We start from the raw sequence: 19073 nt of genomic DNA, 5'->3' as shown, positions 1-19073 counted from the left end.
TCTGGGAGCAAACATGCGCCGCGTCGTCGTCTCCGGTATTGGTATCGTCTCCTCCATTGGCGTGAACGCCGATGAGGTCCTCGCCTCGCTGCAAGAGGCCAAGTCGGGTATCCGGGCCGCCCCGGAATATACCGAGCTGGGCTTCCGCAGCCAGGTGGAGGCCCGCCCCCAGCTGGACTGGGAATCGCTTGTGGACCGCCGGGCGGCCCGCTTCCTGGCCCAGGGCACGGGCTTCGCCCATATCGCCATGGAGCAGGCGATCGCCGACTCCGGGCTGGAAGAGGCCGAGGTCTCCAATGTCCGCACCGGCCTGATCGTCGGTTCGGGCGGCCCCTCCACCAGGGCAATCATCGAGGCGGCCGAGACGGCCAGGACCCGCGGCCCCAAGCGCGTGGGCCCCTTCGCGGTGCCCAAGGCCATGAGCTCGGGACCCTCGGCGACCCTGGCCACCTGGTTCAAGATCAAGGGCCTGAACTTCTCCATCTCCTCGGCCTGCGCCACCTCCACCCACTGCATCGGGGTCGGCTACGAGCAGATCCTGATGGGCAAGCAGGACGTGGTGTTCGCCGGCGGCACCGAGGAGCTAGACTGGACCCTCAGCGTGCTGTTCGACGCCATGGGCGCCATGAGCTCCAACTTCAACGACACCCCGGCCGTGGCCAGCCGCGCCTATGACGCCGCCCGCGACGGCTTCGTCATCGCCGGCGGCGCCGGCCTCGTGGTGCTGGAGGAGTACGAGCACGCCAAGGCGCGCGGGGCCAAGATCTACGGCGAGATCGTCGGCTACGCCGCCAATTCCGACGGCTTCGACATGGTCGCCCCCTCGGGCGAGGGCGCGGCCCGCTGCATGAACCTGGCCATGGCCGACCTGGGCGGGCGCAAGATCGACTACCTGAACCCGCACGGCACCTCGACCCCGGTGGGCGACATCAAGGAGATGGAGGCCGTCCGTTCGGTCTTCGGGGACAAGGCGCCCTATATCTCGTCCACCAAGTCGCTGACCGGCCACAGCCTGGGGGCGGCCGGCGCCCAGGAGGCGATCTATTCCCTGCTGATGCTCAACAACGGCTTCCTGGCCGAGAGCGCCCACATCGAGACCCTCGACCCCGCCTTCGCCGACCTGCCGATCCTGCGCAAGCGCCTGGACCAGCAGGTGGAGACGGTGATGTCCAACAGCTTCGGCTTCGGCGGCACCAACGGCTGCCTGGTGATGGCCCGGGTCTAGGGGCTTGGCGGCGCCGGTCTTCCGTCCCGCGCGCCGCGAGGACGTGGCGCGGATCGTCGAACTGCTGGCCGACGATCCGCTCGGCTCAGGCCGGGAACGCTTCGAAGACCCGCTGCCCGAGGCCTACTACGCCGCCTTTGACCGCATCGAGGCCAGCAACGGTAATAGTCTTACCGTTGCAGAGCTTGAAGGCGCGGTGGTGGGTTGCCTGCAGATGACCTTCATCCCCGGCCTGTCGAACCAGGGCGCGGACCTGGCCCTCATCGAGGAGGTCCGCGTGGACACCGCCTTGCGCAGCCAGGGCCTGGGCGCCCAGCTCATCGCCCACGCCCTGGAGGTGGCCCGCGCCCGTGGCTGCCAGGCGGTGGAGCTCTTCACCCACAAGTCCCGCACCGACGCCCACCGCTTCTATGACCGGCTCGGTTTCGAGCAGAGCCACGTGGGCTACCGCATCAAACCTTAGGAGATCCGCCGTGGCTGAGGACTATGACCTGCCCAGGGGCGACCTGATGAAGGGCAAGAAGGGCGTCGTGATCGGCGTCGCCAACCACCAGTCCATCGCCTGGGGCATCTCGGCCCAGCTGGCGGCCCAGGGGGCGGAGCTGGCCTTCCTGCACCTGCCGGGGATGGAGCGCCGGGTGCAGCCCCTGGCCGACAGCATCGGGGTCAAGACCGTGGTGGCGGTGGACGCCACCGACGACGCCCAGATGGACGCGGCCTTCGCGACGATCGAGGCCGATCTGGGGAGCCTCGACTTCTTCGTCCACTCCATCGCCTACGCGCCTCGGGACGAGATCAAGGGCTCCTTCGTGGAGAACACCACCCGGGCGGGGTTCCTCCAGGCCATGGACATCTCGGTGTTCAGCTTCGTCGACTGCGCCAAGCGGGCGGCGCGGCTGATGCCGAACGGCGGCTCGATCATCTGCATGACCTATCTCGGCTCGGAGCGGGTGATCCCCAACTACAACACCATGGGGGTGGCCAAGGCGGGCCTCGAGGCCGCCACCCGCTACGCCGCCCGCGACCTGGGCCCGGCGAAGATCCGGGTCAACGCCATCTCGGCCGGGGCCATGCGCACCCTGTCGCTGGCGGGCATCGCCGGGGGCCGGGAAAAGCTGTCCCAGGGCCGGGCCATGTCGGCCCTGAAGGAGGACACCTCGATGGAGGGGGTGGCCGGCGCGGCGCTCTGGCTGCTGTCGGACCTCGGCCGCTCCACCACCGGCGAGGTGGTGCATGTGGACGCCGGCTTCCACATGATCGGCCTGCCCGACGACTTCGGGGCCGAGGCTTAAAGGCTGTAGGCCCGCAGGAAGCGGCGGGCGGCCTCCAGGGCGATCACCTCGATCTGAGGGTGGGTCAGGCCTAGGTCCACCCCGAGGAAGCCGGCCAGCTGGTAGGTGCCCACCACCATGCCGCCGAAGAACTCCGCCGCCATGGCCGGATCGTCCACGGCCAGGCGGCCGTCGGCGTGTTCCCGGGCGAGGAAGTCGGCGAGGCGGCCCCGCGAGGCCTTGGGCCCGGCCTCGAACACCGCCAGGGCCACGTCCGGCGCCTCGGTGGCGCCGGAGATGTAGACCCGCATCATGGTGTTGGCGCGGGGATTGATCAGGGCGTGCAGCATCTCGCGGGCGAAGGCCGTCAGGGCCTGCTCGGGATGTTCGTCGGCGCCCGGCATCTCCAGGGGCGCGGTGATGCCCGCGACGCGGCGGTGGACCAGGGCGCGGACCAGCTCGGCCTTGGATCCGTAGTGGTTGTAGATCGTCTGCTTGGAGACCCCGGCGCGGCGGGCGATCTCCTCCATGGAGGCGGCCAGCCCCCGTTCCCCGAGCACCTGTACGGCGGCGTCGAGAATGGCCTCCCCCTTGGCGAGATCGATCTGTCCGGCCAGGCGGGGCATCAGCGGCTTCCCGGCGGCTGGGCCGGAGCGGCCGGGGCGGGGCGGGCCAGCAGGGCCAGGACCACGGCCGCGGCGCACCCGATGGTCAGGAACATGAAGACATCGGCGAAGGCCATCACCAAGGCCTTCCGCTGCAGCATCATGCCCATCATCTTGTACATGCCGCCCTGGGGATCCAGCGCGCCTGCGGCCTCCATCATCGCCGCCAGCCGGGTCATCATCTCCTGGGCCTCGAGGCTGCCGCTGTTCAAGGAGGCCGACAATGTTCCCATGTGGACCGCGCTCATCCGCGACAGGATGGTGGTCACCATGGCCAGGCCCACCGCCCCGCCAACATTGCGGATCAGGTTCAGCAGTCCAGAGCCGTCCTTCATCATGCTGAGCGGCAGGGTGGAGATGCTCATCTGGGAGGCGGCGATCATGGCGATCATGGCGCCCAGGCCCCGGCAGACCTGCAGCACCAGGAACTCGTTGAAGCCCCAGTCGTCGCCGACGTGGATGCCCTGGCCCAGTCCGATCCCCACCAGGGAAAAGCCCAGCACCATGCCGATCCGCAGGTCCATGGCGCGGATCACCCGGCCGGCGATGGGGGCGGCCAGGAACATGGCCAATCCTGAGACCAGCATGGTGGTCCCCACCTGGCCGGGGGAATAGTCCCGCACCTGGGCCAGATAGAGGGGCAGGACGAAGGTCCCGGAATAGAGGCTCATGCCGGAGACGAAGTTCATCACCGTGCCGATGACGAAGTTCCGGTCGCTGAACGGGGCCAGCGAGACGATGGGCTGTCGATAGGTGAGCTGTCGCCAGACGAAGGCCGCCCCGGCCAGGGCCGCCAGCACCGAGAGCCAGAGGATCGCGTCGTCCTTCAGCCAGCCTTCGCCGGAGCCCTCCTCCAGCACGTATTGCATGCTGAGCAGGAAGACCGCCATGAAGGCCAGGCCCGTCCAGTCGATGCCCTTGGCCAGGCTGGGGTCGCCCTTGTCGAAGTCGGCGTACCGCGCCACCAGGAACAGCGACAGCAGGCCGGGGATCACGTTGATGTAGAACAGCCACCGCCAGCCGAAGGCGTCGGTGAGATGCCCCCCCACCGTGGGGCCGATGGTGGGCGCCAGGGTGACGATGAGGCCCACCACCACATTGGCGGTGATCCGGCGCTCCAGTGGGAAGACCGTCATCGCCGCGGCGAACACCTGGGGGATCATGGCGCCCCCGGCCAGGCCCTGTATGGCGCGGGTGACGATCATCATCTCGAAGGAGGTGGCCATGCCGGTGAGGATCGAGGCGGCGATGAACACCACCGTGGCGGCCATGAAGAAGGGCCGCGTGCCCCACATCTTGGAGAAGTAGGCGGCCAGCGGGATCATCACCACCTCGGCCAGCAGGTAGATGGTCTGCACCCAGCTGATCTGGTCGGCGCTGGCGCCCACGCCGGCCTGGATCTGGGCCAGGGAGGAGGCGACGATCTGGACGTCGAGCACGGCCATGAACTGGCCGATGACCATGCCCCCGAAGCCGAGGAACACCTTGGTCCAGTCGACCGCCCCGCTGGCGGTGACGTGACCTCCGGGGGCGCCTGGTTGGGCGGGGGCTATGACGGCGGCGTCAGCCACGGCGGGTCAGCGCGACACGCCGCGGCGGACGAGTTCGGTCGGGGGCGTGGCGTCGGCGAAGCCCAGGCCGGCGGCCTTGCGCACATCGACCTTCACCTCCACCGACAGGCCGGGCCTCAGAGCCCCGGCCAGGGGCTCTTTGGGATCGACGGCGATCTTCACCGGCAGGCGCTGGGCGATCTTCGTGAAGTTGCCGACGGCGTTCTCCACGGGGATCAGGGCGAATTCCGAGCCGGTGGCCGGCGCGAAGCTGTCGATATGGCCGCGGATGACCTGCTTGCCGAAGGCGTCGGCGCGGATCTCCACCGGCTGTCCGATCCGCAGGCGCGAGACCTGGGTCTCCTTGAAGTTGGCCACCACATAGGCCTGGCCCAGGGGCACGATGCTCATGAGGTTGGAGCCCGGTCGGACATACTGTCCCGGCCGCACGGCCTTGGCGCCCACCACCCCGGCCACCGGCGCGCGGATCTCCGTGCGGGAGACATCGATGCGGGCGGAGTCGACGGCGGCGTGGGCCGCCTGGGCCTGGGCGAAGGTCTGGTCTCGCGCCGAACCCAAGGATTCGGCGGCTCGGCGCTCGGCCGCCAGGGCGGCCTGGGCCTGGGCGACACCGGCGGCCGCCGTGCTGGCGGCGGCCTTGGCCGACTGGGCCCGCTGCGACGAGACCCAGCCCTGCTTGGCCAAGGCCCCGTACCGGTTCAGCTCGGCGGTCGCCATCTGGGCCTGGGCGTGGGCGGAATCCAAGCCGGCCGCCTTCTGGGCGATCATGGCGGTCTCCAGGGCCGACTTGTCGTCGACCCCGCGCACGGCGGCGTCGAGGGCGGCGGCGTTGGCGACCGCCTGGGCAAGCTTGGCCTGCAGGCTGGCGGCGTCCAGCCGCGCCACCACCTGGCCCGCGGCGACCCTCTGGTTGTCCTCCACCAGCACCTGGGCGACATAACCGTCGACCTGCGGCGCCACCGAAACCTTGTCGGCGGCGATGAAGGCGTTGTCGGTGGACTCGTACTTCTGCTTGTTGGCCCACCAGAGCCCGCCGCCCACCGCCAGGGCGAGGGCCACCAGGGCGACCACGGCGAGCGTCATCCGTCGAGTCTTCAGCATGCCCGCCATACGCCTATCCCCAACTGCCGGCCGCTAAAACTGGACCGCTCGGTCCAGGAAACATTCAGGCGACCTCTCGGCAATGGATAATTGGACGCAGGCGTCCAACAATCGGGTGATCCCGGGGCTGGACGCCCACACCCGTTCGTCGGCATATCGGGCCATGAGCGAGACCTTCGACGCCGACGTGATCATAGCCGGGGCCGGCATGGCCGGGGCGACCCTGGCGCTGGCCCTGAAGCAGGGCGGCCTGACGCCACTGCTGATTGACCCCATCGTCTTCGACGCGCAGCTGGCGCCGACCTTCGACGGGCGGTCCTCGGCCATCGCCTTCGCCAGCTTCCGCCAGTGGCGCGCCCTGGGCCTGGCCCAGGATATCGAGCCCCACGCCCAGCGGATCGAACAGATCCTGGTGACGGACGGCCGCAGCCCGGGGGCCTCGGCGGGAAACCCTTCACCGTTCTACCTGCGTTTCGACTCCGCCGAGATCGCCGACCGCTCCGATGGCGAGCCCCTGGGCTACCTGCTGGAGAACCGCCGCTCTCGCGCCGCCCTGGCCAAGGCCGTTGAAAAGGCGGGCATCACCGTGCTCGCTCCGGCCCGGGTCGCCTCCGTGGCGTTCGAGAGCGCCTGCGCCCGAGTGACCCTGGAGGACGGCCGGGTGCTGACCGCGCCGCTGGTGGTGGGGGCCGAGGGCCGCAACTCGGTGGTCCGCGCGGCCGCGGAGATCAACGCCATCGGCTGGGACTATCCGCAGACCGGGGTGGTGGCGACGGTGAAACTTTCACGGCCTCATGAGGGCGTGGCCCACGAATTCTTCCTGCCCGGCGGCCCCTTCGCCATCCTGCCCCTGACCGACGACCGCGCCAGCCTGGTCTGGACAGAGCCCAGGGCCAAGGCCGCCGCCCTCAAGACCGCGCGCCCGGAGATTTTCCACGCCCATCTGCGGCGCCGGTTCGGGCCCCTCCTGGGCGAGGCCACGGTGGAGGGCCCGGTCTTCACCTATCCGCTTTCCCTGCAATTGGCCGAGCGGCTGTGCGCGCCCCGCGCCGCCCTGCTGGGGGACGCGGCCCACGGCGTCCATCCCATCGCCGGCCAGGGCCTGAACCTGGGGCTGAAGGGCGCCGCGGCCCTGGCCCAGGTTCTGGTGGACGCCGCGCGCCTGGGGGAGGACATCGGCTCGGAGCTGGTGCTGGAGCGCTACGCTCGCTGGCGCAGCTTCGACAACATCATGCTGGCGGCGGCGACCGACGTCTTCGTGCGGCTGTTCTCCAACGACAATCCCCTGCTGCGCCTGGCGCGGGGGGCCGGCATGTCGGTGGTCAACCGGATCGGCCCCGCCCGCCGCTTCTTCATGCACGACGCGGGCGGAGCCTCCGGCGACCTGCCCCGGCTGCTGCGGGGCGAGGCGCTTTAAAAGGCCCATGGTGGCCATCCCCCGGGGGGCGCGGTATCTGAGGGGCCAGGGGGAGTGGGCATGGCCGCGCAGCGCATCCATATCGTCGGAGCCTCGGGCTCCGGGACCACGACCCTGGGCGCCGCCCTGGCCCAGGCCATGGACGTGCCCCACCAGGACAGCGACCACTTCTTCTGGCTGACCACCGAGCCGCCCTTCACCGCCCAGCGTCCGCAGGAGGACCGACTGCCGATGCTGAAGGCCGCCCTGCCGGCCGATGCGAGCTGGGTGATCTCCGGCTCCCTGCTGTCCTGGGGGCTGGAGGTGGCCGATCGCTTCGATCTGGTGGTGTTCCTGTATCTGGACCCGGAGATCCGCATGGCGCGCAGCATGGCGCGCGAGCGGCTGCGCTACGGCGACCGGATCCTGCCTGCGGGCGACATGCACGAGGCCCACGTGAAATTCATGACCTGGTCGCGGGGCTATGACGACGGTTCCAACGGTGGCCGCAGCCTGGCCAGCCACAGGTTCTGGCTCTCAGGCCTGACCTGCCCCGTTCTTGAAATCACCGACGCGCCCACCGTCGAGGAGAGCGTGCGCCGGGTGCTCGCCTTCTAGTCGGTCAGTTCCCGGGCCTCTTCCGGCAGCATGATCGGCACGCCGTCACGGATCGGATAGGCCAGCTTGGCGGACTTGGAGACCAGTTCGGCCTTGTCGCGGTCATAGGTCAGCGGGCCGTGGGTCACCGGGCAGACCAGGATTTCCAGCAGGCGCGGATCGATGTCCACGGTGAGGGCGGGGAGGGGCTGCGTCATGGCGTCATCCCTACTGCATGGAATGGCCGGCGTCATCGCCGTCTTCCAGGGCGTCGATCTCCAGCAGGGTGGTCAGGGCGTCGACGCGTTCGACGAGGGTCGGCGCCTCCAGCAGGGCCTGCTTTTCCAGGGGCTCGAAGGGCAGGCCCATGGCCAGGCTGGTGACCAGGCTTTCCAGGGGCGCGGTCTCGGCGGTGTCCCAGTCGATGTCGAGCTCGCGGCGGTTAAGGTACTTCTTCAGCGCGACGGCGAAGCGCTTGCGGTCGAACTCGTCGGTATCGACCTCCTCGTCGGCCAGGTCGCCGAAGAAGGGGGCGAAGGTGGTGCGCACCTGGCGATAGGGGGTCTTGACCGCCAGTTCCTCACCGGCCTCGAAGCGACAGACGCCGGTCAGGGTGATCAGATAGGCGCCGTCGGAGGTCTCGTTGAAGCTGGTGATGCGGCCGGCGCAGCCGACATGGGCGAGGTTGGGCCGGGTCCGCTCGCCGCCGGCCCTCGTCTGGACCATGCCGATCATGCGATCGCCGGCCATGACGTCGTCCACCAGGTTCAGGTAGCGGGGCTCGAAGATCCGCAGGGGCAGTTCGCCGCCGGGCAGCAGCAGGGCGCCGTCCAGGGGAAAGACCGGGATCACCTGCGGCAGATCCGAGGGGCTCTGATAGCCGCCGGGTATGGCCCGCTCACCCTTCATGAGAACAGGATCGCCGACAGCCGCCGCCGGCCGGAGCGCGCAATGTCCGAGCCTGGCCCGGCGGCCTCGAAAATGGTGATCAGCTGCTTGCGGGCGGCCTCGTCGTTCCAGGTCCGGTCGGCCTCGATGATCTTCAGCAGGTGATCGGAAGCCGCCTCCCAGGCCCCACGGCCGGCGAGCGCCGTGGCCAGTTCGTAGCGGGCTTCATGGTCATCGGGATCGGCGGCGATGCGCTTTTCCAGGTCCGAGGTCTCCTCCGGCGCGGCGTCGGCCAGGGTGAGCGCCGCGCGCACGCTGTCCAGATCGGGGTCCTTGGCGCCTTCCGGGGCCATGTCGGCGATCTCCCGGGCCTTCTCGGCGTCGCCGCCCTGCAGGTAGACGCGGGCGAGCCCGCCGATGGCCTTCAGGTTCGCCGGATCGGCCTGCAGCACCTGGGCGAAGGCCTGAGCCGCCCCGCCCAGGTCGCCCAGGTCCAGGGACTCCTTGGCCATGGCCAGCAGTTCGTCGGCCTCGTTGGCCGGGGCCTGGCCGGCGATGCGGTCGACGAACTGTTTCACCTGGCTGTCGGGCAGGGCGCCCATGAAGCCGTCGATGGGCCGCCCGCCGGAGAAGGCGAAGACCGCCGGGATCGACTGCACGCGCAGCTGGCCGGCGAATTGCGGATGCTTGTCGATGTCGATCTTCACCAGCTTGACCTTGCCCTTGGCCGCCAGCACCGCCTTTTCGATGGAGGGGCCGAGCTGCTTGCACGGGCCGCACCAGGGCGCCCAGAAGTCGACGATCACCGGAACGGCGTTGGAGGCCTCGATCACATCGGCCATGAAGCCGGCGTCGCTGCCGTCGATGATGAGATCGCCACCGGCGTTGGGGGCGGTTTCGCCGATCAAGGTCATGGCTCTGGTCTTTCCCGTCTAAGGGGTTTGAACGTCGTGGCGGCTAAAATGGTCCCAAGCGGCGCGGTCTTCAACGGACGAAACCATCCTCCACCACCGACAGGGTGGTGAAATCCACCACGAGGGGCGAAATCCCAAGCCCCGAAAAGAATTTCCGCAGGCCCGCCTGGCTCACCGTGGTGGTGGCGGTGTTGGTCAGGGGATGAAAATTCACCTGTTCGGCCTGGGCCAGCGCCCGGTCCAGCACGAAGGTCACCCGCCGGTCGGTGTCGTTGATCATGGCGAAGGCGGTGACCGACCCCGGCGTCACCCCAAGCGCGTCGGCCATCAGCTCGGCGCTGCCGAAGGAGAGCCTGGCCGAACCGATCACCGGGTGCAGGCGCTTGAGGTCGATCACCGTGCTGTCCTGGGCCGAGATCAGCCACAGCCGGCCCTTGGCGTCCTTCAGGAACAGGTTCTTGGTGTGGGCGCCGGCTATGCCGTGCTTGATCTCCTCGCCTTCCCCCACCCGGAACACAGCCTCGTGCTCGGTGGTGGCGTGGTCGATCCCTTGGGCGTCGAAGAAGGCGATCAGGTCAGGGCGTGTCTTCATGCCGGGATGATTAGCGAACTGGACGCGGGCGGGACAGGCTGGCTAGACCTGAGGTTCGTCACAGTCTGAGGCCCGACCATGGAACTTGAGTGCTATCCCACCGCCGAGCGCCCGCCGGAGATCGTGCCGGGCCGGCCGCAGCGCGCCTGGATGGATCATTTCGCCGAGCGCCATCCCTATCGCTGCCTGCCGCTCTCCATGGCCAACACCACCGGCTGGGAAATCCTCTGCCCCATGGCCTTCACCGCCGAGTGGACCGGGGGGACGCACCAGGACGACATCAAGCTGAAGACCGACTACCCGCACCCCGACTTCCACAACTTCGTCAAAAGCCACTTCAGCCACGGCGTCGTGACCTTCCACCCCGGCTACCTGTTCCGCACCCCGCCGGGCTGGTCGATGATCGTCCAGGGGCCGCCCAATCACGTCAAGGACGGCATCCAGCCCCTGGCCGGCCTGGTGGAGACCGACTGGTTGCCCTTCCCGTTCACGATGAACTGGATCTTCACCCGGCCGGGCAAGGTCCGCTTCGAGAAGGGCGAGCCCTTCTGCTTCATCACCCTGACCCAGGACAAGCAGCTCGCCCAGGTGCAGCCGGTGATCAAGTCCATGAGCCGGAACCCGGAACTGCGCGACCAGTACGACGTCTGGGAGAAGCACCGGGCGGAGTTCAACGCCAGGATCTTCCGCCTCGATCCCGAGGCCACCAAGGAGGCTTGGCAGCGCTATTATTTCAAGGGCGAGTTCCCGCCGGAGATCGAAAACGAGGCCCCGAAGGACCACGTCAATAAGCGCCGCCTCAAGGCCCCACGCTTCATGGGCTGAGAAATACGACAATAGAGACCAGCCCTGCTTGCCAAGCCCCGGACCCTCTGCCATAAGCCCGCTCTCGAATTTCGGGGCCAATCCTCACGGGGATCGGTTTCACGGAGTGCGGGCGTAGCTCAGTGGTAGAGCACAACCTTGCCAAGGTTGGGGTCGAGAGTTCGAATCTCTTCGCCCGCTCCAGAAATTCGATCGACCCGCAGGCCCGGCGTACCTCCCCATCCGGGGGAGGGGACGGCGAACCGGAACCGGGCCCTGACTAGGAACTTTAAGACCGCATGTTCGAACCTAAAGGCATGAAGCACGCCGACCGCCAGGCGACCTCCGCCGCGGCCAAGAAGGCGCTGCTGGAACGCTTCAAGCCCAAGCCCACCGTCACCGACCCCAATATCGAAGCCCGCAAGGCCGCCGAGGCCGCCGAGCTCGAGAAGGTCCGCGCCGAACGCAACGCCGAGCGCGAAGCCAAGCGCGCCGTCGCCGCAGAGGCCGAGCGCCTGCGCATCGAGGACGAGGCCATCACCCAGGAAGCCCGCGACCTCGACCTGCGCGCCAAGCAGAAAGAAGCCCGCGACCTGCGCTACGCCGCGCGCAAGCAGAAGCGGAAGTAGGGGCCAAGCCTCACCGCCGAGACCATCAGACGCCCGCCTCCGCAAGGACGCGGGCGTTTCTGATTCAGGCTTCAAGCTTGTTGTAGGGGTACTGGTCGCGAATCTCGTAGGCGAAGAACCGGCCCTTGGAGTCGGCCTCCACGAAGCTGCGATGCACCTCGCCGGGAACGCCCACATAGACGTACTCGTCGCCGTCGTGGAACCGTACGAACAGCTTGGCGCGGTCCGGGTCGTATCGAATGGCGCTGATAGCGGCGGATTCGACCTGCATCGGAACCTCCAGACGTTTCCGTCGACGGACTCAAACACCCCGAGACGGGGGGATGGTTCCCGCAGGCCTCAACGCGTGGCACCCTGGCCGCAACCGGCCGCCGACGCGCCGGAGGGAAATCGGGGGAAATCATGCAACCGCACTACGAAGTCGCCATCGTCACCATCGTGGCCCTGCTGGTCTATGTCTGGATGGGCCTGCGGGTGGGGGGCGCGCGTAAAGTTTCCGGCATCGACGCGCCAGCCATGCACGGCGACCCCCACCTGGAGCGCAATATCCGGGTCCACTACAACACCCTGGAGTGGCTGCCGATCTTTCTGGCGGGCCTGTGGCTGTTCGCCATCTACTGGGACGACCGCGTCGCCGCGGCCCTGGGGGTGGTGTGGATCATCGGGCGCATCATCTATGCGCTGGGCTATGTGGCCGATCCCGGCAAGCGGGAAGCCGGCTTCGTGATCCAGATGCTGGCGGCCGCCATCCTGCTGTTCGGGGCCCTGGGGCGGGTGATCTGGGCCATGGTCCAGACCGCCACGGTCTAGACGAACAGCATCCAGGCCTGCCAGGCGGCGAGGCCGGTCACCAGGACGCCCACCAGCCAGGTCAAGGCGCGGTGCGGCAGCACCTTGGTGGCCCAGCCGGCGACGGGCGCGGCCACGACGCCGCCGGCGATCAGCCCCACCACCGACCACAGGTGGTCGGTCAGGCCCGTGGTCTCCCAGTGGCCGGTGAGCAGCGCGGTGATGAAGGCCGCCGAGACCGCCACCGACATGAAGAACTCGGCGGTGTTGGTGGTGCCGATCGCCTGGCGCGGATCGGCGCCGCTTCCCAGCAGGGTCGAGGTCACCACCGGGCCCCAGCCGCCGCCGCCGACCGCGTCGAAGAAGCCGCCGGTCAGGCCCAGCGGGAAGGGCAGCCGCCAGGAGAACAGCTTGGGCCGGGCCTGGCGCCAGGCCCGGTAGAGGATCACCAGGCCCATGAGCCCCAGCCAGCCCACCACATAGGGCTTGATCACCTCGCCATCGATGGAGGTCAGCAGGTAGGTCCCGCCGATCCCGCCCAGCACCCCGCCCAGGGCCAGCAGCAGCAGCAGCCGCCAGCCGACATTGCGGTGATAGATGTGGCTGATGGCCGAGGCCGCGCCGGTGAACACCTTGGCGGCGTGGACGCTGGCCGAGGCGTTGGCCGGGCTCACCCCCATGGCCAGCAGCACCGTGGAGCAGATCACCCCATAGGCCATGCCCAACGCCCCATCGACCAGCTGGGCGGCGAAGCCTACCGCGACGAATAACCAGAATTCAGAGCTCATGAGTCCCCACTTCCGACTTCCGTTTCGCGGACCTTTCCCAGCGGGGCAATAGGGATTACCTCGGGGCTACCGCAGCTTTTCTCTCCTTAGCGCTCCAGGCCCATGATGCTCCCGGTCGACCCCGCCCGCTATGCGACCTTCCTGAGCGTCATGGCGGTGATGGCGGTCACGCCTGGTCCGGCCAACGTCTTCGCCATCGCCATCGGGGCCGAGCGCGGCAAGCGGGCCGCCCTGATCGCCGTCGCCGGCATGAACAGCGCGACCCTGGTCTGGTTCGGCGTGGCCGCCCTGGGGCTGGGCGCCGCGGTCCTGGCCTTTCCCCAGGTCTTCCACCTGATCGCCTATGCTGGAGCCGCCTATGTGGCCTGGCTGGGGCTCAAGAGCCTGCTGGCCGCGCGCATCGAGACCATGGGCGAACTCAAACCCGCCTCCATCCAGCCCGGGGCCCGCGCCTGGCGCGACGGCTTCACGGTGCAGATCTCCAATCCCAAGGCGATCCTGTTCTTCACCGCCGTCCTGCCGCCGTTCCTGGATCCGGACCGTCCCCTGCCCTTGCAGCTGGCCAGCTTCGCCTGCGGCACCATCGCCTTCGACGTGATCGCGATGAGCGCCTATGGCCTGGGCGGCGCCGCCCTGGCCCGCCGGATGACAGAACCCAGGTTCCGGCGCGGATTCCAGGTCGTCGTCGGCCTGCTTCTGATCAGCGCCGCCACCCTGATGGCCCTTCGCCACTAGGTCGGGCGAGAATCTGCGGCCGCAAGTTCCCAACCTTGTCCGCCAAGCCGTCCTGGCCATGGGCGAGATCGAGAAGTCCTCCACCCAGATCAGCCAGATCATCGGGGTGATCGACGAGATCGCCTTCCAGACCAACCTGCTGGCCCTGAACGCGGGCGTTGAAGCCGCCCGCGCCGGGGAAGCCGGCAAGGGCTTCGCCGTGGTCGCCTCCGAGGTCCGGGCGCTCGGCCGAGGCCGCCAAGGAGATCAAGGCCCTGATCAGCGCCTCGTCGACCCAGGTGGGTTCCGGCGTGCAGCTGGTGGGAAAGACCGGCCAGGCCCTGGAGATGCTGGTGGCCCAGGTCGACGAGATCGACGGCCTGGTGGGCGAGATCGCGGCCTCGGCCAAGGAACAGGCGGTCGGCCTCAACGAGGTCAACGCCGCCGTCAACAAGATGCACCAGGTGACCCAGCAGAATGCCGCCATGGTGGAGCAATCCACCGCCGCGGCCCACGCCCTGACCGGCGAGGCCGTCGAACTGCGCCGTCTGATGGGCGACTTCCGCGCCGGCGCGGCCGCCCAGCCAAGGACCCAGGATTGGGAGGAATTCTGATCCTGGCCTGACGAGATCCTGTCCCGGCGCTCCCCAGCGTCGGGCGGGCTTCCTCCCCCGAGGACAAACCTGGGGCGCGCCCGATTTCAAGGTGGGCGCGCCTCGACTTTTGTCATTTCGACTTTGACATCAAATGCTTGGCGGCAACCAAAATTACGCCCATGTGTTCGGTTGGTATATTCCAGACGTTCAACCCAGGCGCCCATCATGACCCGCCGACTTGCCGCCCTCGCCGCCAGCGCCGTGCTCGCGGCCACCCTCGGGGCCTGCGCCACCGCAACCCCTTACCAGCCCAATATCCGCGGCCAGGCCACCTCTGGCGGCTTCTCGGAGGTGCGGCTCGACGCCGACCGCTTCCGGGTCAATTTCGCCGGCAACAGCATGACCTCGCGGGAGACCGTGGAGGGCTATCTGCTCTACCGCGCCGCCGAGCTGACTGTCGCCCAGGGCTATGACTGGTTCTCGGTGGTGGATCGCCAGACCGACCGCAACGCGCGGACCTATATCGAACCCGATCCCTTCTACCGGCCCTGGTACGGCCCCGGATACAACTACTGGCGTCCGTCCTGGCGCTACTACGGCGGCGGCTACGGCTGGCGCTCGTGGGACCCCTTCTTCGGCGACCCCTTCTGGGCCGACCGGATGGATGTCCGCACGGTGGAGAGATTCGAGGCCAGCGCCGAGATCGTCATGCATCGCGGCCGCAAGCCAGAGGGCGACACTCGCGCCTTCGACGCCCGCGCCGTGATGGACAATATCGGTCCCCGGGTCCTGCGCCCGGCCCCTTAAGCTCTTCCCAAACAGAAACGCCCGCCTCCAGATCCGGAGGCGGGCGTTTTGCTGTCTGCCGAAGGGGCTGTGGTCAGCCCTTGACGCGCTTGTCCCGCTTGGCGGCCACGCGCAGGCGCAGGGCGTTCAGCTTGATGAAGCCCGAGGCGTCGTTGTGGTCATAGGCCACCTTGCCCTCCTCGAAGGTGACCAGGTCCTGGTCGTAGAGGGAGTAGGGGCTGGTGCGGCCGATGATGGTGACATTGCCCTTGTAGAGCTTCACCGTCACCTGGCCGCAGACCATGGCCTGGCTGTGGTCGATGGCGGCCTGCAGCATCTCGCGCTCCGGGGTAAACCAGAAGCCGTTGTAGATGAGCTCCGCATAGCGCGGCATCAGCTCGTCCTTCAGGTGCATGGAGCCACGATCCAGGGTGATGGACTCGATGCCCCGGTGGGCGGCCAGCAGGATGGTCCCGCCCGGCGTCTCGTAGACGCCCCGGGACTTCATGCCGACATAGCGGTTCTCCACCAGGTCCAGCCGGCCGACGCCGTTGGCGTGGCCCAGCTCGTTCAGCCGGGTGAGCAGGGTGGCCGGGCTCATCGTCACGCCGTCGATGGCGACGGGGTCGCCCTTCTCGAAGTCCATCGTGAAGACGGTGGCCTTATCGGGCGCATCCTCCGGAGCGATGGTCCGCATATAGACGAACTCGGGCGCCTCGACGGCCGGGTCCTCCAGGACCTTGCCCTCGGAGGACGAGTGCAGGAGGTTGGCGTCGACGCTGAAGGGCGCCTCGCCGCGCTTGTCCTTGGCGATCTGGATCTGGTGCTTTTCGGCGAAGTCCAGCAGGGCCTCGCGGCTCTTGAAGTCCCACTCCCGCCACGGCGCGATCACATGGATGTCCGGCTCCAGGGCGTAATAGGCCACCTCATAGCGGACCTGGTCGTTGCCCTTGCCGGTGGAGCCGTGGCTGACGGCGTCGGCGCCCATCTTGCGGGCGATCTCGATCTGGCGCTTGGCGATCAGCGGCCGGGCGATGGAGGTGCCCAGCAGGTACTGGCCTTCATAGACCGTGTTGGCGCGGAACATCGGGAAGACGAAGTCGCGGACGAACTCCTCGCGCACATCCTCGATGAAGATGTTCTCGGGCTTCACCCCGGCGGCCAGGGCCTTGGCGCGGGCGGGTTCCAGCTCCTCGCCCTGACCCAGGTCGGCGGTGAAGGTGATGACCTCCGCGCCATACTCGGTCTGCAGCCACTTCAGGATGATCGAGGTGTCGAGCCCGCCGGAATAGGCCAGGACGACTTTCTTGATCGCGGGCTTGGACATGGGGGTGCGGACCTTCGAGCGGGAGTGGACGTCGCGGGCGTATAGGGGCCAAAGGCCCGGCGTATCAAGGCTTGAGCGCGCCTTCGCTCTGCAGCTGGTCCAGGGCGGCCTTCAGCCAGCGCAGGTGGCCGACCGCGATGAGGGCCGCCGCGGTGGCTCGCACGCCAAACAGGATCACCGAGTGCTCCAGGCTGGCGGCGGCGTTACGGTTGAACGCCACCAGGGCCAGCCCCAGGAAGAAGGCTGCGGTCGGGATGGCCAGCAGGGCGAGATTCCGCTTCACCCGGAAGGTCGGCTTGCCGCTCAGGGCGAACTGCAGCGGCACCTTGGTTTCCGGATCGATCCGGCCCCAGGCCGCCCGGGTGGTGGACGCCATGATCGAGAGCGAGATGATCCACAGGGCGTCGCCCAGGAGAGCCAGCAGCATCAGACGGTCACCTGGGTTCCGAGCTCGACCACGCGGCCGGGGGGAATCTTGTAGAAGTCGGTGGGGTTGGCGGCGTTGCGCATCAGGAAGATGAACAGCTTGTCCTGCCACAGCGGCATGCCCGACTGAGCCGAGGCCACCACCGAGCGGCGGCCCAGGAAGAAGCTGGTTGCCATGATGTCGAACTTCAGGCCCAGCTTGCGGCAGAGACCGAGCGCCTTGGGCAGGTTCGGGCTCTCCATGAAGCCGTAGTTGATGATCACCTTCTTGAAGTCGTCGTTGATCGGCTCGATCGTCACCCGGTTGTCCTCCTTCACCCGCGGGGTCTCGGCGGTGTGGACGGTCAGGATGATGTTCTTCTCGTGCAGGACCTTGTTGTGCTTGAGGTTATGCATGAGGGCCACGGGCGCCACCTCCGGATCGGAGGTCAGGAAGATCGCCGTGCCGTGCGCGCGGTGGGGCGCCCGGGCCTTGAGGATTTCCGACAGTTCCAGCAGGGGCACGGAATCGCGCCGCGTCTTGTCGGTGAGGATCTGGGCGCCGCGGGTCCAGGTCCACATGATCACCACCAGGACCAGGCCCATCACCAGGGGCAGCCAGGCGCCCTGGGGAATCTTCAGCAGGTTCGAGGAGATGAAGGTCACGTCCAGGGCGCCGAAGCCCAGCGCCGCCAGCCAGGCCTGCCAGGTCGGCCGCTTCCACATGTGCTTGATGATCACGAAGAACAGCAGGGTGTCGACGAACATCGCCCCGGTCACCGCGATGCCGTAGGCGGCCGCGAGGTTCGAGGAGTTGCGGAAGGTGAACAGCAGCACCAGCACCCCGATCATCAGGATGGTGTTGACCTGGGGCACATAGATCTGGCCGGCCTGGGTCTCGCTGGTGCGGCGGATGTCGATGCGCGGCAGCAGGCCCAGCTGAACCGCCTGCTGGGTCATGGAGAAGGCGCCGGTGATCACCGCCTGGGAGGCGATGACCGCCGCGGCTGTGGCCAGCAGCAGCACCGGCCAGTAGATGGCCTGTGGGATCATCTCGAAGAAGGGGTTGGACCTGGCCGCCGGGTTTGACAGCACCAGGGCACCTTGGCCCAGATAGTTCAGCAACAGGGCCGGCAGGACCAGGATCAGCCAGGCCGCCTGGATCGGCTTCTTCCCGAAGTGGCCCATGTCGGCATAGAGGGCCTCGGCCCCGGTCACCGCCAGGAAGACGCTGCCCAGGATGATGAAGCCCAGCAGGCCGTTGTCCCAGAGGAAGATCACCCCGTAGTGGGGTAGAAGGGCGCGGAAGATCGAGATGTCGTCGGCGATGTGGTAGGCGCCCAGCCCCGCCAGGACCAGGAACCACACGGCGGTGATGGGCCCGAAGAACCGGGCGATGCTGGTGGTGCCCTTGGCCTGGACCATGAACAGGGCCACCAGAATGGCGGCGGATATGGGGACCACGAGGCCGTCCATGTTGTTGCCGATCCCCGGCGCATCCTTCAGGCCCTCGATGGCCGAGAGCACCGTCACCGCCGGGGTGATGATGCCGTCGCCATAGAACAGCGCCGCGCCGACCATGCCCAGGACGAACACGGCGGTCGACCGCCGTCCGAGGGAACGCTGCGCCAGGGCCATCAGGGCCAGGGTGCCGCCCTCGCCCTTGTTGTCGGCGCGCATCAGGAAGACGACGTATTTGATGGTGACGATCAGGATCAGCGCCCAGGTCACCAGGGACACCACGCCCAGCACGGCCAGCTCGTTGGAGACCGTGTCCTTGGTGTGATGCAGCGCCTCGCGCATGGCGTAGAGCGGGCTGGTGCCGATATCGCCGAACACCACGCCGATCGCCCCGAGCGCAAGCGCGCGGAAGCTGTCCTTATGGGGGGCGTGCTGTGAATCCTCCGTCGCCTCGGGGGCGGCGCTGGCCGGATCAGCCATCCAAAGTCTCCGGGACCGAAAAGCCGGTTCCCCTGGTCGGCACGATGCCGTTGTGCGGCGGGCGCGATACACCC

22 protein-coding genes, 1 tRNA gene and 1 pseudogene are annotated in these 19073 nt (G+C 68.2%); 12 read left to right on the top strand and 12 right to left on the bottom strand.

Annotated elements, in window-relative coordinates:
- Positions 1-13: 13 nt before the first annotated feature.
- Genes fabB through Q8N10_RS06110 form a run of 3 tightly spaced genes read left to right on the top strand, consistent with a single transcriptional unit; the run spans position 14 to position 2517 of the window.
- Positions 14-1225, top strand: a complete 1212-nt coding sequence (gene fabB / locus Q8N10_RS06120) for a beta-ketoacyl-ACP synthase I (RefSeq protein ID WP_304780417.1) — start codon at positions 14-16, stop codon at positions 1223-1225.
- A gap of 4 nt (positions 1226-1229) precedes the next feature.
- Positions 1230-1688: a GNAT family N-acetyltransferase gene (locus Q8N10_RS06115; protein WP_304780414.1), complete on the top strand. Its 459-nt coding sequence runs from the start codon at positions 1230-1232 to the stop codon at positions 1686-1688.
- Between the two features lie 10 nt (positions 1689-1698).
- Positions 1699-2517 (top strand): enoyl-ACP reductase, encoded by an 819-nt coding sequence (locus Q8N10_RS06110; RefSeq protein WP_304780411.1) that lies wholly within the window; start codon positions 1699-1701, stop codon positions 2515-2517.
- On the opposite strand, the gene Q8N10_RS06105 is transcribed toward Q8N10_RS06110, so the two are convergent.
- From Q8N10_RS06105 to Q8N10_RS06095, 3 genes are read right to left on the bottom strand one after another with little or no spacing between them, the layout of a single operon-like run.
- On the bottom strand, positions 2514-3122 hold the full coding sequence (locus Q8N10_RS06105; protein WP_304780408.1) for a TetR/AcrR family transcriptional regulator: 609 nt from the start codon (positions 3120-3122) through the stop codon (positions 2514-2516). The two genes, Q8N10_RS06110 and Q8N10_RS06105, sit on opposite strands and share 4 nt — an antisense overlap.
- Positions 3122-4732, bottom strand: a complete 1611-nt coding sequence (locus Q8N10_RS06100; RefSeq protein WP_304780405.1) for a DHA2 family efflux MFS transporter permease subunit — start codon at positions 4730-4732, stop codon at positions 3122-3124. Before Q8N10_RS06100 ends, Q8N10_RS06105 begins: the two co-directional genes overlap by 1 nt.
- A gap of 6 nt (positions 4733-4738) precedes the next feature.
- Positions 4739-5842 carry an HlyD family secretion protein gene (locus tag Q8N10_RS06095; protein ID WP_304780402.1) on the bottom strand — a complete coding sequence of 368 codons (1104 nt, stop codon included), beginning with the start codon at positions 5840-5842 and terminating at the stop codon, positions 4739-4741.
- A gap of 154 nt (positions 5843-5996) precedes the next feature.
- Between Q8N10_RS06095 and Q8N10_RS06090 the strand changes: the two genes are divergently transcribed.
- Positions 5997-7250, top strand: coding sequence for a UbiH/UbiF/VisC/COQ6 family ubiquinone biosynthesis hydroxylase (locus tag Q8N10_RS06090; RefSeq protein ID WP_304780758.1), 1254 nt, complete (start codon positions 5997-5999; stop codon positions 7248-7250).
- A gap of 60 nt (positions 7251-7310) precedes the next feature.
- Positions 7311-7847: a hypothetical protein gene (locus Q8N10_RS06085; protein ID WP_304780400.1), complete on the top strand. Its 537-nt coding sequence runs from the start codon at positions 7311-7313 to the stop codon at positions 7845-7847.
- Here Q8N10_RS06085 and Q8N10_RS06080 read toward each other — a convergent pair.
- The 4 genes from Q8N10_RS06080 to Q8N10_RS06065 form a co-directional block, all read right to left on the bottom strand.
- Positions 7844-8044: a Trm112 family protein gene (locus Q8N10_RS06080; RefSeq protein ID WP_304780397.1), complete on the bottom strand. Its 201-nt coding sequence runs from the start codon at positions 8042-8044 to the stop codon at positions 7844-7846. The genes Q8N10_RS06085 and Q8N10_RS06080 overlap by 4 nt on opposite strands.
- Before the next feature lie 10 nt (positions 8045-8054).
- Positions 8055-8717, bottom strand: coding sequence for an LON peptidase substrate-binding domain-containing protein (locus tag Q8N10_RS06075; RefSeq protein ID WP_370690226.1), 663 nt, complete (start codon positions 8715-8717; stop codon positions 8055-8057).
- Positions 8718-8731: 14 nt separating this feature from the next.
- Positions 8732-9628: a co-chaperone YbbN gene (locus tag Q8N10_RS06070; protein WP_304780392.1), complete on the bottom strand. Its 897-nt coding sequence runs from the start codon at positions 9626-9628 to the stop codon at positions 8732-8734.
- Between the two features lie 70 nt (positions 9629-9698).
- Positions 9699-10220: a prolyl-tRNA synthetase associated domain-containing protein gene (locus tag Q8N10_RS06065; protein ID WP_304780389.1), complete on the bottom strand. Its 522-nt coding sequence runs from the start codon at positions 10218-10220 to the stop codon at positions 9699-9701.
- A 78-nt stretch (positions 10221-10298) separates the two neighbouring features.
- Between Q8N10_RS06065 and Q8N10_RS06060 the strand changes: the two genes are divergently transcribed.
- The 3 genes from Q8N10_RS06060 (at position 10299) to Q8N10_RS06050 (ending at position 11653) form a co-directional block, all read left to right on the top strand.
- Positions 10299-11045 (top strand): DUF6065 family protein, encoded by a 747-nt coding sequence (locus tag Q8N10_RS06060; RefSeq protein ID WP_304780386.1) that lies wholly within the window; start codon positions 10299-10301, stop codon positions 11043-11045.
- A gap of 108 nt (positions 11046-11153) precedes the next feature.
- A tRNA-Gly gene (locus tag Q8N10_RS06055) sits at positions 11154-11228 on the top strand.
- Positions 11229-11323: 95 nt separating this feature from the next.
- Positions 11324-11653 (top strand): DUF6481 family protein, encoded by a 330-nt coding sequence (locus Q8N10_RS06050; protein WP_304780383.1) that lies wholly within the window; start codon positions 11324-11326, stop codon positions 11651-11653.
- Positions 11654-11717: 64 nt separating this feature from the next.
- On the opposite strand, the gene Q8N10_RS06045 is transcribed toward Q8N10_RS06050, so the two are convergent.
- Positions 11718-11924 (bottom strand): KTSC domain-containing protein, encoded by a 207-nt coding sequence (locus Q8N10_RS06045; RefSeq protein ID WP_304780382.1) that lies wholly within the window; start codon positions 11922-11924, stop codon positions 11718-11720.
- 131 nt (positions 11925-12055) lie between these two features.
- Here Q8N10_RS06045 and Q8N10_RS06040 point away from each other — a divergent pair, with 131 nt between their 5' ends.
- Positions 12056-12463 (top strand): MAPEG family protein, encoded by a 408-nt coding sequence (locus tag Q8N10_RS06040; protein WP_304780379.1) that lies wholly within the window; start codon positions 12056-12058, stop codon positions 12461-12463.
- Here Q8N10_RS06040 and Q8N10_RS06035 read toward each other — a convergent pair.
- Positions 12460-13230: a sulfite exporter TauE/SafE family protein gene (locus Q8N10_RS06035; RefSeq protein WP_304780376.1), complete on the bottom strand. Its 771-nt coding sequence runs from the start codon at positions 13228-13230 to the stop codon at positions 12460-12462. The two genes, Q8N10_RS06040 and Q8N10_RS06035, sit on opposite strands and share 4 nt — an antisense overlap.
- Positions 13231-13332: 102 nt before the next feature.
- On the opposite strand from Q8N10_RS06035, the gene Q8N10_RS06030 reads away from it, so the two are divergent.
- The 3 genes and pseudogenes from Q8N10_RS06030 (at position 13333) to Q8N10_RS06020 (ending at position 15347) form a co-directional block, all read left to right on the top strand.
- Positions 13333-13965, top strand: coding sequence for a LysE family translocator (locus Q8N10_RS06030; RefSeq protein ID WP_304780374.1), 633 nt, complete (start codon positions 13333-13335; stop codon positions 13963-13965).
- Positions 13958-14558: pseudogene (locus Q8N10_RS06025) on the top strand (methyl-accepting chemotaxis protein); the annotation flags it as partial. The gene Q8N10_RS06030 and the pseudogene Q8N10_RS06025, both read left to right, overlap by 8 nt.
- 207 nt (positions 14559-14765) lie before the next feature.
- Positions 14766-15347, top strand: a complete 582-nt coding sequence (locus tag Q8N10_RS06020; protein ID WP_304780373.1) for a hypothetical protein — start codon at positions 14766-14768, stop codon at positions 15345-15347.
- 73 nt (positions 15348-15420) lie between these two features.
- Here Q8N10_RS06020 and Q8N10_RS06015 read toward each other — a convergent pair whose 3' ends face one another.
- From Q8N10_RS06015 to Q8N10_RS06005, 3 genes are all read right to left on the bottom strand, one after another.
- Complete coding sequence (locus tag Q8N10_RS06015) at positions 15421-16653, bottom strand: argininosuccinate synthase (protein WP_304780370.1); 1233 nt, start codon at positions 16651-16653, stop codon at positions 15421-15423.
- A 64-nt stretch (positions 16654-16717) separates the two neighbouring features.
- Positions 16718-17080: a hypothetical protein gene (locus tag Q8N10_RS06010; RefSeq protein ID WP_304780368.1), complete on the bottom strand. Its 363-nt coding sequence runs from the start codon at positions 17078-17080 to the stop codon at positions 16718-16720.
- Positions 17080-18999, bottom strand: coding sequence for a potassium transporter Kup (locus tag Q8N10_RS06005; RefSeq protein WP_304780365.1), 1920 nt, complete (start codon positions 18997-18999; stop codon positions 17080-17082). The genes Q8N10_RS06010 and Q8N10_RS06005 overlap by 1 nt, the downstream gene beginning before the upstream one ends.
- Positions 19000-19073 lie beyond the last annotated feature (74 nt).

The organism is Phenylobacterium sp. (assembly GCF_030693625.1).
GTDB classification, from domain to species: Bacteria; Pseudomonadota; Alphaproteobacteria; order Caulobacterales; family Caulobacteraceae; genus Phenylobacterium; species Phenylobacterium ferrooxidans.
This window is presented reverse-complemented; position numbering and strand designations above follow the sequence as displayed.

Coding starts and splice junctions, on each gene's coding strand:
- fabB (WP_304780417.1), top strand. CDS start 14: ATGCGCCGCGTCGTCGTCTCCGGTATTGGTATCGTCTCCTCCATTGGC.
- Q8N10_RS06105 (WP_304780408.1), bottom strand. CDS start 3,122: ATGCCCCGCCTGGCCGGACAGATCGATCTCGCCAAGGGGGAGGCCATT.
- Q8N10_RS06095 (WP_304780402.1), bottom strand. CDS start 5,842: ATGGCGGGCATGCTGAAGACTCGACGGATGACGCTCGCCGTGGTCGCC.
- Q8N10_RS06090 (WP_304780758.1), top strand. CDS start 5,997: ATGAGCGAGACCTTCGACGCCGACGTGATCATAGCCGGGGCCGGCATG.
- Q8N10_RS06085 (WP_304780400.1), top strand. CDS start 7,311: ATGGCCGCGCAGCGCATCCATATCGTCGGAGCCTCGGGCTCCGGGACC.
- Q8N10_RS06080 (WP_304780397.1), bottom strand. CDS start 8,044: ATGACGCAGCCCCTCCCCGCCCTCACCGTGGACATCGATCCGCGCCTG.
- Q8N10_RS06070 (WP_304780392.1), bottom strand. CDS start 9,628: ATGACCTTGATCGGCGAAACCGCCCCCAACGCCGGTGGCGATCTCATC.
- Q8N10_RS06065 (WP_304780389.1), bottom strand. CDS start 10,220: ATGAAGACACGCCCTGACCTGATCGCCTTCTTCGACGCCCAAGGGATC.
- Q8N10_RS06060 (WP_304780386.1), top strand. CDS start 10,299: ATGGAACTTGAGTGCTATCCCACCGCCGAGCGCCCGCCGGAGATCGTG.
- Q8N10_RS06050 (WP_304780383.1), top strand. CDS start 11,324: ATGTTCGAACCTAAAGGCATGAAGCACGCCGACCGCCAGGCGACCTCC.
- Q8N10_RS06045 (WP_304780382.1), bottom strand. CDS start 11,924: ATGCAGGTCGAATCCGCCGCTATCAGCGCCATTCGATACGACCCGGAC.
- Q8N10_RS06040 (WP_304780379.1), top strand. CDS start 12,056: ATGCAACCGCACTACGAAGTCGCCATCGTCACCATCGTGGCCCTGCTG.
- Q8N10_RS06035 (WP_304780376.1), bottom strand. CDS start 13,230: ATGAGCTCTGAATTCTGGTTATTCGTCGCGGTAGGCTTCGCCGCCCAG.
- Q8N10_RS06030 (WP_304780374.1), top strand. CDS start 13,333: ATGATGCTCCCGGTCGACCCCGCCCGCTATGCGACCTTCCTGAGCGTC.
- Q8N10_RS06020 (WP_304780373.1), top strand. CDS start 14,766: ATGACCCGCCGACTTGCCGCCCTCGCCGCCAGCGCCGTGCTCGCGGCC.
- Q8N10_RS06015 (WP_304780370.1), bottom strand. CDS start 16,653: ATGTCCAAGCCCGCGATCAAGAAAGTCGTCCTGGCCTATTCCGGCGGG.
- Q8N10_RS06010 (WP_304780368.1), bottom strand. CDS start 17,080: ATGCTGCTGGCTCTCCTGGGCGACGCCCTGTGGATCATCTCGCTCTCG.
- Q8N10_RS06005 (WP_304780365.1), bottom strand. CDS start 18,999: ATGGCTGATCCGGCCAGCGCCGCCCCCGAGGCGACGGAGGATTCACAG.